This window comes from Streptomyces sp. (genome assembly GCF_035563135.1).
Classification (GTDB): Bacteria; Actinomycetota; Actinomycetes; order Streptomycetales; family Streptomycetaceae; genus Streptomyces.
Genome location: NZ_DATMVN010000755.1, coordinates 1 through 9380 on the forward strand (window position 1 = coordinate 1; position 9380 = coordinate 9380).

Below are 9380 nucleotides of genomic sequence, written 5' to 3' on the forward strand. Positions count from 1 at the left end.
GGCCGCCCCTTCGGGCGCCGCAGCCCGGCGGCCGTGAGCCGGCGCACGATCTCCTTCGGCCCGACCTCCCGCGCCCCGGCGCGCACCGCGTCCGCGTAACGCTCCTCGGGGATGTCGTAGTGGTCGCGCTCGAAGGCACGGGGCGGGCAGCCGATCGCGGCGGCGAAGGCGTGCAGCTCCGCGAACGACTCGTCGCTGACCAGGTGCGACCACATGCGGCCGTGCCCCGGCCAGGTCGGCGGGTCGATGTAGACGGTCACCGGCGGAGCACCTCGGCGAGCGACCCCACCCGCGCGACGGACACCGTCGCCTTCGTGCAGACCCAGTGCGGATCGGGACCGAGCTCCGGCTCGACGTCCAGGGCGTGCGGCCCTCCCTCCGTGCACACCGGGCACAGCGGCCAGCGCCCGTGCTGTTCCAGGAGAGCGTCCTGGACGTCCTGCGCCACGAGCCCCGTGACGAAGGAAACGCCCTCGGGCCACTGCTCGGCCCACCACCGCCGGTGGGCCACCGCGTCCTCGACCATCGAGACGATCCGGGCCTCCGCCACATCACCCGCGACGAGGTCGGCCATCACCAGCGCACGCGCGGTGTGCAGCTCCTGTTCCAGGCTGTTCAGCTCCATGGCCCCATTGTCCCCCGCCGCCTGCCGCCCCGAGCCGGGCCACCGGTGGGCCACGGACACCACAAACGGACATATCGCTCACTTTTTTCGGCCACAACTCCCCTTCGGCCGAGGAGGGATTGACGGGACGGAGGCTTGGAAATAACTTTCAAGGGTGACCAATGACGTGAAGGAAAGTTTCAGCCCGGACTCGCCGCCCGCCCCCGCAGCTCTCGCCGCCAAGGTGCGGACCCTCGCCCCGTCCATGACCCGCTCCATGCAGCGGGTCGCCGAAACGGTCGCGGGGGACCCCGCCGGGTGCGCCGCCCTCACCGTCACCGGTCTCGCCGAGATCACCGGCACCAGCGAGGCGACCGTCGTCCGCACCGCCCGCCTCCTCGGCTACCCGGGCTACCGGGACCTGCGCCTCGCGCTCGCCGGCCTCGCCGCTCATCAGCAGTCCGGCCGGGCGCCCGCCGTCACCGCCGACATCACGGTCGACGACCCGATCGCGGACGTCGTCGCGAAGCTCGCCTACGACGAGCAGCAGACCCTCGCCGACACCGCCGCCGGACTCGACACGGTGCAGCTCGGGGCCGCCGTGGCCGCCGCCGCGACCGCGCGCCGCATCGACATCTACGGCGTGGGCGCCTCCTCCCTCGTCGGCCAGGACCTGGCGCAGAAGCTGCTCCGCATCGGCCTCATAGCCCACGCCCACATGGACCCGCACCTCGCCGTGACCAACGCGGTGCAGCTCCGCCCCGGCGACGTGGCCATCGCGATCACCCACTCCGGCTCCACGGGTGACGTCATCGAGCCGCTCCGGGTCGCCTTCGACCGCGGTGCGGCGACGATCGCGATCACCGGCCGCCCGGACGGGCCCGTCTCGCAGTACGCCGACCATGTGCTGACCACGTCCACCGCCCGGGAGAGCGAGCTGCGGCCCGCCGCCATGTCGAGCCGCACGAGCCAGCTCCTCGTCGTCGACTGCCTCTTCATAGGGGTCGCCCAGCGGACGTACGAGACGGCCGCACCCGCGTTGTCCGCCTCCTACGAGGCTCTCGCCCACCGCCACACCGCACGCAGCCGCTGACCCCGGCGAGCACCCGTCCCAGCGAACCGTACGAAGACGAGAAAGCAGCGCTGCCCATGCCCTCCACCACCGACGCGAACGCCGGCGAAACCACCCCCGGCGGTTACGGCGAACTGCGCGCCCAGCTCGCCACGCTCACCACCGAGGCGTTCCGGCCGGAGCTCGCCGAGATCGACCGGCTGTCGACGCGGGAGATAGCCCGCATCATGAACGGCGAGGACACCACCGTCCCCGCCGCCGTGGCCGAGAAGCTGCCGCAGATCGCCGCCGCGATCGACGCCACCGCCGAGCGCATGGCGCGCGGCGGCCGGCTGATCTACGCGGGCGCCGGCACCGCCGGCCGTCTCGGTGTGCTCGACGCCAGCGAGTGCCCGCCGACCTTCAACACCGACCCGTCCGAGGTCATCGGCCTGATCGCGGGCGGCCCCTCCGCCATGGTCAAGGCCGTCGAGGGCGCCGAGGACAGCAAGGAGCTGGCCGCCGCCGACCTCGACGGCCTGGGCCTCACCGCCGACGACACGGTGGTCGGCATCTCCGCCTCCGGCCGCACCCCGTACGCCGTCGGGGCCGTCGAGCACGCCCGTGCCGAGGGCGCCCTCACCCTCGGTCTCTCGTGCAACGCGGGCTCCGCGCTCGCAGCGGCGGCCGAACACGGCCTGGAGATCGTCGTCGGCCCCGAGCTGCTCACCGGCTCCACCCGCCTCAAGGCGGGCACGGCGCAGAAGCTCGTCCTGAACATGCTCTCGACGATCACGATGATCCGGCTGGGCAAGACGTACGGGAACCTCATGGTCGACGTACGCGCTTCGAACGAGAAGCTGCGCGCCCGCTCCCGCCGGATCGTCTCCCTCGCCACCGGCGCCTCCGACCAGGAGATCGAAGCCGCGCTCACCGCCACCGACGGCGAGGTGAAGAACGCCATCCTCACCATCCTCGGCGGGGTCGACGGTCCCACCGCCGCCGCGCTCCTGACCGACTCCCACGGCCACCTCCGCGCCGCCCTCGCAGCTGTCCGTACCCCCTGACGCACCACTCCCCGCACAGCAAGGCACCACGCACATGGCTACTGAAGACAAGAACCGCGCCACTGCCGCCGCGATCCTGCCGCTTGTCGGTGGCGCCGCGAACGTCAGCTCGATCGCCCACTGCATGACCCGGCTCCGGCTGGGCCTGCACGACCGCTCCCTCGTGGACGACGAGGCACTCAAGGCCGTCCCCGCGGTGATGGGCGTGGTCGAGGACGACACCTACCAGATCGTCCTCGGTCCGGGCACCGTCGCCCGGGTCACCCCCGAGTTCGAGCAGCTGGTCGAGGAGGGCCGGGCATCACAGGCTCCCGCACCCGTCCACACGGCCGAGGAGCTGGCCGGCAAGGGCGCGGCCCTCAAGGCCCAGCAGAAGGCGAAGAACTCCACCCCGTTCAAGCTGTTCCTGCGCAGGATCGCGAACATCTTCGTCCCGCTGATCCCCGCCCTGATCGGCTGCGGCATCATCGCCGGTCTCAACGGCCTGCTGGTGAACCTCGGATGGCTGACCTCGGTCACCCCCGCGCTCGCGGCGATGGCCTCCGGCTTCATGGCCCTGATCGCGGTCTTCGTCGGCTACAACGCGGCGAAGGAGTTCGGCGGTACACCGATCCTCGGGGGCGCGGTCGCGGCGATCATCGTCTTCCCCGGCGTCGCGAACATCGACGCCTTCGGCCAGACCCTCGCGCCCGGCCAGGGCGGCGTCCTCGGTGCGCTCGGCGCGGCGGTCCTCGCGGTGTACGTCGAGAAGTGGTGCCGCCGCTGGGTGCCGGAAGCCCTGGACGTCCTGGTCACCCCCACCCTGACCGTCCTGGTCTCCGGCCTCGTCACGATCTTCGGCCTGATGTACGTGGCCGGTGAGATTTCCTCCGCCATCGGTACGTTCGCCGACTGGCTGCTCTCCACCGGCGGCGCGGGCGCGGGCTTCCTGCTCGGCGGCTTCTTCCTGCCCCTGGTGATGCTGGGCCTGCACCAGGCCCTGATCCCGATCCACACGACCCTCATCGAGCAGCAGGGCTTCACGGTCCTGCTCCCGATCCTCGCGATGGCCGGAGCCGGCCAGGTCGGCGCGGCCGCCGCGGTCTACCTCCGTCTCCCCCGGAACGAGTCGATCCGCAGGACCATCAGGTCCGCCATGCCCGCAGGTCTGCTGGGCGTCGGCGAGCCCCTGATCTACGGCGTCTCGCTCCCGCTGGGCCGCCCGTTCGTCACGGCCTGTGTGGGCGGCGCGTTCGGCGGCGGCTTCGTGGGCCTGTTCAACCAGCTCGGCGACTCGGTCGGCTCGACCGCCATCGGCCCGTCCGGCTGGGCCCTGTTCCCGCTCCTGGACGGCAACCACGGCCTCGGTGCCACGGTCGCGGTCTATGCGGGCGGCCTGCTCGTCGGCTACGTGGCGGGCTTCGTCGCCACGTATTTCTTCGGCTTCAGCAAGGCGCTGCTGACGGAGTTCAACGTCTCCCAGGAACCGGCCCCCTCCACGGTCGCGGCCACCGGCCCGGCCGCCCCGTCGGGCGGCAGCCCGGCGAAGGAACCCGCAGGCGTCTGACCGCACAGCCTCCGGCCCGGCCGTGAGTGGTCACGGGATACCCGCAGAATTTTCCTCACGAACACGTGTGTGTAGGAAATGAAAGGCCGGGCACCAGATGCCTCGGAGGTTGATAACAATGGTTCCCCTGCTTCTTGTTCTTCTGCTCGCCCTGATCCTTTTCGGTGCCGGTTTCGCACTCAAGGCACTGTGGTGGATCGCGGTGATCGTGCTCGTGGTGTGGCTCATCGGATTCTTCGTGCGTCCGGCAGCCGGCGGCGGCAAGCGCGGCCGGTGGTACCGCTGGTAAATACCTCGTCCAGCAACGATCGCGGGCGGCCCGGAACCTTCACGTTCTGGGCCGCCCGCGATTATTTCTGGGCCCACCGAATTCCTCATGTGTAGACCGGAAAAGCGCGGGCAGCCGAATTACTGAGCGGCACTCCTCCTCATCACGAGGGGATGGCCGCGCCGGACGAACCGTCGAGGAAGGAGCCGAATATGAGCGACAACCTGTGGGGTTACCAGCCCACGAGTGGTCACACCGCGGGCGCCGACCTGACCGGATTCTCGGTCGAGGCGACGGACGGAAGCATCGGCAAGGTCGACAAGCACTCCGACGAGGTGGGCTCGGCCCACATCGTCGTCGATACCGGCGTCTGGATCTTCGGCAAGAGCGTCCTGCTTCCGGCAGGGACGGTCAAGGGGATCGACACGGAGCACAGGACGGTATTCGTCGACCTGACCAAGGACCAGATCAAGGACTCCCCGGAGTTCGACAAGGACAAGCACGCGGGAGACCCGGGTTATCACGACCAGGTCGGCACGTACTACAACAGCTACCGCATGTAGAACCTGACGCACCGTGCGCAGAGGCGGGGTCGGCTTCCACCATGGAGCCGGCCCCGCTGTTCAGGTGCGCAACGCCCCCACGCTCCCTCAGGCCGGGAAATCTGCCGTGGGCAGGGTGACGTCGAAGGGTGCGGGCAGCAGGAGCGGCTTCCCGAAGGGCACGGGGACGGAACACTTGTACGTGCCGTCCTCGTTCGGCTCCGTGAACAGCGTGGACATCGCCCCGCGTGTGTCGAACCGGTCGATCAGCAGGTACATCGGGGCCCCCGCCCGCGCGTAGGCGCGGTACTTCTTCGTCCTGTCCTCCCGCGCGTTCCCCTTGGACGTGATCTCGACGACCAGCAGTGCTTCCGACGCGCCCATCGGGTCGCTGGTCTCCGGATCGGCGGCGGTGACGAGATCTCTCGGCAACACGACGAGGTCCGGGACGTAGAGCTTGTCGAGAGGCGCAACGTGCACACCGAGCGTCTGGTAGATCCCCAGTTCATCGGGGAGGCCCCGGTACAGCAGACGCTGCACCGTTTCGGCGATGCTGTTGTGGTGCGCATGAGGCGGCGGTACCAAGACGATCTGCCCTTCGTCGATCTCGGCGCGCCACCCCTCGGGCACGTCCAGTTCCTGCCAGGTCTGCAGCAGGTAGTCCCACGGGCGGCCCTCGGAGCCCTGATCGTTTTCGACCATTGCAGCGGTCATCGCAGGTCCCTTCCCCTGTGGCCCGGTGTGGAAGCGTAGATCGACGTTCCAGCGGCGGTCCGCCGCTCCCACCAGCGTCCCACGATCGTGTGAGGCGCGCAGCGACCTCAAGGCAGGTGTCCCCCGGCTCATCGCGGCAACTGCCCTTCCCGGTTGATCTCCGTCACCCGGGCCCGCAGCACGAGCCCCGGCGGAGCCGCCCGGACGGCCTCCGGCGGACAGTCCCATTCCGCGCCGCCGCCCGGGGGGCGCAGCTGTACGTACGGGCCGACACGGCCCATCACCCGGCCCACCCTGCCGTCCCTGCCGTCCACCGCGAACGTGCCGGGCTCCGGCGTACACGGCTCCAGCCCTTCAACTGTCATGAGCGGCCTTCACTTCGAGCTGTGCGCTCAGCCGCAGCGCCGTCTCGATCGAGCACCGGCCGAGGTCGACGAGCGGGGCCGGCTCGTCGCCCGCGCACGACACCGGGTCGATCCGCAGCGACGGCAGCTTCACGCCGACTCCCGCGAGCCCGGCCCGCAGCCGCGCCACCGCGTCCTCCGCAGCCCGCACTCTGTCCGCTGCCTCTTCACGCCGTTTCGTAGCCGTCATCATGATCTTCCCCATTTCCACGCTGAGTAGCGGCTATGCATACACAGCGTGTCCAATTCCTCGTTACCGTGGAAGAGGCGCAGTTCCAACACCCCCACGTGTGCCCCACGGAGTCGCCGTGCCCGGACCCAAGAAGCTCGACCCCTCCTCCTCGCCCCGGGCCCTCCTGGGCGCGGAACTCCGCCACCGCAGAGAGGCGGCAGGCCTTTCGCAGGACGCCCTGGGAGCACCGCTGTTCGTCAGCGGTTCATTCATCGGGCAACTGGAGGCCGGCACACGGCGCATGCAGCCGGACCAGGCCGAGAAGCTGGATGAGGTGCTGGGTGCGGGCGGATTCTTCGTACGCAACTGCGCTGCGCTGAAGGAGTCCAAGTACCCGGACCACTTCGCGGAGGCGGCGGAGGCGGAGCGCCTTGCGACAACGATCCGGGAGTACGCACCCCTCCTGGTCCCCGGGCTGCTCCAGACCGAGGCGTACGCGCGAGCGGTGTTCCGGGCGTACCAGCCGACGGCCACGGAGGACGTGATCGACGACCTGGTGGTCGCGCGGCTGGAGCGGGCGCAGCTGCTGACCGATCCAACAACACCCCTGTTGTGGGTCGTTCTGGACGAGGCGGTTCTACGCCGACAGATAGGCGGGCCCGGAGTGATGGCGAAGGCCCTGCGTCATGTGGCGGGGCTGGTCCAACAACACCGGATCATCGTGCAGATGCTGCCGTTCTCGGCCGGGGCCCATACAGCTCTCACGGGCTCCCTCAAGCTCATGCACTTTCCGGACGCACCGGCCCTCGCCTACCTCCAAGGCCTGGGCACAGGTCAATTGCAGGATGACCCAGCAGCCCTACGGCATTATGAGCTGACTTACGATCTCGTAGTGGCTAGCGCACTGTCACCCGCAGCATCCCTGGCCATGATCGAATCAGCGGCGGAGGGTTACGACCATGAAGCTCAGCAGCTCTGACTACGACCTGGCCACGGTGACCTGGCACAAGTCCTCCTACAGCGGCGGCGACGGCGGCGACTGCCTCGAGGTCGCCACCTGGCGTAAGTCCACCTACAGCGGCGGCGACGGCGGCAACTGCCTCGAAGTTGCCGACGGGCACCCCGACGTCGTCCCCGTCCGCGACTCCAAGAGGACCGACGGCCCGGCGCTCCTGTTCCGGACGAGCGCCTGGGCGGCCTTCGTGGCCGACCTCAAGCACACGTAACCGCCGCGCGGGCAACGACTTTCGTCGTCCGGCGTCGCGGCCAACGGCTACAGCGGTGCCCTTCCGGGGGTCTCTGCCGTGGGCGTGACCCGTGTGGATTCCGTGGCCCCCGCACACTGCTCCCCCAGCATCGGCGGTGTTCGCCGCGACCGGCCGGGGGCCGTTCACGGGTGAGGGAGCGGCCGGCCTGATGTACAAGGTCGTGCACGAGGAACCTGATCCGGGAAGTCTGTCCGGTCAGCTGCGTGAGATCGCCGGCGCCTGTCTGGCCAAGGACCCGGCGTCACGGCCCTCGGCCGGGGAGATCGCCCGCGCACTGGCACCGGGCGGGGCCGCCTCCCTGGCTGGAGCAGGGTGGCTGCCCTCCCCAGTCGTGGCGGACATCCACGGCCTGATGCGGGAGCTGACAGCTCTGCCCGACCCGGTCGACACGATCCACGACGGGCCGGCCCCCCGGTCGGGCCGGCGCACCAGGCGGGTTCTCCTCGCCGCCCCTGCCGCGCTCATCGTGTCGGCGGCGGCACTCGTCGCCGTGCAGATGATGGGCAACGGCGATGACGGCAACGACATCCCCGAGGCGTTCCTGGGCACCTGGCAGGGGGACCTCACGACCAGAAGCAACCTGCCTGGCGGCACCTTGAGGATCGCGATCAAGCAGGGCGCGGTCGGTGAGATCGTCTCCTCCGACGCGTCGGTCTCCATGCTGAACACCAGCTGCACCGGTGACTACCGGCTCACCTCCGCCGAGGACGACCTGCTGGTCCTGAAGGCCCAGGCCGGTGACGACGGTCCCCAGGCGTGGCCGTGCGGGAACAGCCAGGAGACCGCGCGCTTCACGATGCAGAAGGACGGCAACCTCCGGTTCGAGTCCTTGAGCGAGGGAGCGGGTCTCCCCCAGGGCGTTCTGCACAGGATCAGCGATCAGCCGCTTCCCGGTGCCGCGGCAGGTGGCTCCCGCCCTTGGGAGACCGGCCGGTGATCACTCCGACGTCCGCATCCGGCTTCCCGGGGCTCAAGCCCTGGGCTCCGAGCGCTCTTTCCAGGGATGGGGATGGTGGGTCTGTTCCCACCCACCCACCCTCCCCACCTGCAGTCTTGACCGTTTGTGACCGACTTGCCACGGAACGTTGTGACGCTCTAGCGTGCCGCACAGCAGACGACCCCCGTCGGTGCGGGAACACCTGACAGGGGTCTGACCAACGAGATCGCCTAGCCGAAAGAAAACGATCTGATGGCTGTCGACCAGCTTAGTGCTGCCCCCTCCTCCTCGTACCTGCCGCCGCACCCGATGGCCAACCCCGGTTACGGCAAGCGTTCCGCGCCGGACCAGCGCCCGCGCGGTGGGCGCGACTTCTCGCATCTGCCGCCCCGTGAGGCCGCCGTCGCCGCGTACATCGACCGGCTGCCGGACGGCTCCGACATCTCCGTGAAGACGCTGGCCAAGTGGCTCCCGTACGGGCAGTGCGCCCTGCGGACCGCGCTCAACAGGCTCCAGGCGGCCGGGCATCTGCGCCGGGGCAGTGAGTGCCTCGCCACCGATGAGGTCATGCTCTGGGTGACCCGGACGTTCTTCTCCCGCACCGCGCGCGACGACGAGTGGTGGGCGGCGTTCGTCCGGGGCGACGTACCTCAGGAGGACCGGCGGCCGACGCGGTCACGGGCCTTCGTCCTGCTGGCCGCCCTCGGACGCACGGCGCCCTCGCTGAGCCTCTCGGCGGCGGAGTGCGCGAGCCTGGAGCCGCAGGTCGGTGAGTGGTTCGAGCGGGGCGCCACGGAGGCGGAACTG

13 protein-coding genes and 1 pseudogene are annotated in these 9380 nt (G+C 70.0%); 9 read left to right on the top strand and 5 right to left on the bottom strand.

Features of this window, described 5'->3' with window-relative positions; all coding sequences use genetic code 11:
* Together VN520_RS33735 and VN520_RS33740 are read right to left on the bottom strand one after the other, a co-directional pair.
* The coding region (locus VN520_RS33735; protein ID WP_325750756.1) for a DUF4031 domain-containing protein at nt 1-260 on the bottom strand (260 nt) is incomplete at its 3' end.
* The gene (locus tag VN520_RS33740; RefSeq protein ID WP_325750757.1) at nt 257-625 is read right to left on the bottom strand and encodes a hypothetical protein; all 369 of its coding nucleotides are present in this window, start codon (nt 623-625) and stop codon (nt 257-259) included. The genes VN520_RS33740 and VN520_RS33735, both read right to left, overlap by 4 nt.
* A 154-nt stretch (nt 626-779) precedes the next feature.
* Here VN520_RS33740 and VN520_RS33745 point away from each other — a divergent pair, with 154 nt between their 5' ends.
* From VN520_RS33745 to VN520_RS33765, 5 genes are all read left to right on the top strand, one after another.
* Nucleotides 780-1697, top strand: a complete 918-nt coding sequence (locus VN520_RS33745; RefSeq protein ID WP_325750758.1) for a MurR/RpiR family transcriptional regulator — start codon at nt 780-782, stop codon at nt 1695-1697.
* 56 nt (nt 1698-1753) lie between these two features.
* Entirely contained in the window at nt 1754-2722 is a 969-nt protein-coding gene (gene murQ / locus VN520_RS33750) for an N-acetylmuramic acid 6-phosphate etherase (RefSeq protein ID WP_325750759.1), read from the top strand.
* A gap of 34 nt (nt 2723-2756) precedes the next feature.
* Nucleotides 2757-4268, top strand: coding sequence for a PTS transporter subunit EIIC (locus tag VN520_RS33755; RefSeq protein ID WP_325750760.1), 1512 nt, complete (start codon nt 2757-2759; stop codon nt 4266-4268).
* Between the two features lie 118 nt (nt 4269-4386).
* The gene (locus VN520_RS33760) at nt 4387-4557 is read left to right on the top strand and encodes a hypothetical protein (RefSeq protein ID WP_031093367.1); all 171 of its coding nucleotides are present in this window, start codon (nt 4387-4389) and stop codon (nt 4555-4557) included.
* Nucleotides 4558-4748: 191 nt separating this feature from the next.
* Nucleotides 4749-5099: a PRC-barrel domain containing protein gene (locus VN520_RS33765; protein ID WP_325750761.1), complete on the top strand. Its 351-nt coding sequence runs from the start codon at nt 4749-4751 to the stop codon at nt 5097-5099.
* Between the two features lie 87 nt (nt 5100-5186).
* Here the strand turns inward: VN520_RS33765 and VN520_RS33770 are convergent, their stop codons facing one another.
* The 3 genes from VN520_RS33770 to VN520_RS33780 all read right to left on the bottom strand — a co-directional run bounded on the left by VN520_RS33770 (nt 5187) and on the right by VN520_RS33780 (nt 6389).
* Complete coding sequence (locus VN520_RS33770) at nt 5187-5792, bottom strand: Uma2 family endonuclease (RefSeq protein ID WP_325750762.1); 606 nt, start codon at nt 5790-5792, stop codon at nt 5187-5189.
* 128 nt (nt 5793-5920) lie between these two features.
* Nucleotides 5921-6157, bottom strand: a complete 237-nt coding sequence (locus tag VN520_RS33775; protein WP_325750763.1) for a hypothetical protein — start codon at nt 6155-6157, stop codon at nt 5921-5923.
* A complete protein-coding gene (locus VN520_RS33780; protein ID WP_325750764.1) occupies nt 6147-6389 on the bottom strand; it encodes a hypothetical protein in 243 nt (80 codons plus the stop codon). The genes VN520_RS33775 and VN520_RS33780 overlap by 11 nt, the downstream gene beginning before the upstream one ends.
* A gap of 115 nt (nt 6390-6504) precedes the next feature.
* Between VN520_RS33780 and VN520_RS33785 the strand changes: the two genes are divergently transcribed.
* From VN520_RS33785 to VN520_RS33800, 4 genes and pseudogenes are all read left to right on the top strand, one after another.
* On the top strand, nt 6505-7347 hold the full coding sequence (locus VN520_RS33785) for a helix-turn-helix transcriptional regulator (RefSeq protein ID WP_325750765.1): 843 nt from the start codon (nt 6505-6507) through the stop codon (nt 7345-7347).
* Nucleotides 7328-7594 (top strand): DUF397 domain-containing protein, encoded by a 267-nt coding sequence (locus VN520_RS33790; protein ID WP_325750766.1) that lies wholly within the window; start codon nt 7328-7330, stop codon nt 7592-7594. Before VN520_RS33785 ends, VN520_RS33790 begins: the two co-directional genes overlap by 20 nt.
* A gap of 136 nt (nt 7595-7730) precedes the next feature.
* A complete protein-coding gene (locus tag VN520_RS33795) occupies nt 7731-8573 on the top strand; it encodes a hypothetical protein (RefSeq protein ID WP_325750767.1) in 843 nt (280 codons plus the stop codon).
* Between the two features lie 252 nt (nt 8574-8825).
* Nucleotides 8826-9380: pseudogene (locus VN520_RS33800) on the top strand (hypothetical protein); the annotation flags it as partial.

Coding starts and splice junctions, on each gene's coding strand:
- VN520_RS33740 (WP_325750757.1), bottom strand. CDS start 625: ATGGAGCTGAACAGCCTGGAACAGGAGCTGCACACCGCGCGTGCGCTG.
- murQ (WP_325750759.1), top strand. CDS start 1,754: ATGCCCTCCACCACCGACGCGAACGCCGGCGAAACCACCCCCGGCGGT.
- VN520_RS33755 (WP_325750760.1), top strand. CDS start 2,757: ATGGCTACTGAAGACAAGAACCGCGCCACTGCCGCCGCGATCCTGCCG.
- VN520_RS33760 (WP_031093367.1), top strand. CDS start 4,387: ATGGTTCCCCTGCTTCTTGTTCTTCTGCTCGCCCTGATCCTTTTCGGT.
- VN520_RS33765 (WP_325750761.1), top strand. CDS start 4,749: ATGAGCGACAACCTGTGGGGTTACCAGCCCACGAGTGGTCACACCGCG.
- VN520_RS33770 (WP_325750762.1), bottom strand. CDS start 5,792: ATGACCGCTGCAATGGTCGAAAACGATCAGGGCTCCGAGGGCCGCCCG.
- VN520_RS33775 (WP_325750763.1), bottom strand. CDS start 6,157: ATGACAGTTGAAGGGCTGGAGCCGTGTACGCCGGAGCCCGGCACGTTC.
- VN520_RS33780 (WP_325750764.1), bottom strand. CDS start 6,389: ATGATGACGGCTACGAAACGGCGTGAAGAGGCAGCGGACAGAGTGCGG.
- VN520_RS33790 (WP_325750766.1), top strand. CDS start 7,328: ATGAAGCTCAGCAGCTCTGACTACGACCTGGCCACGGTGACCTGGCAC.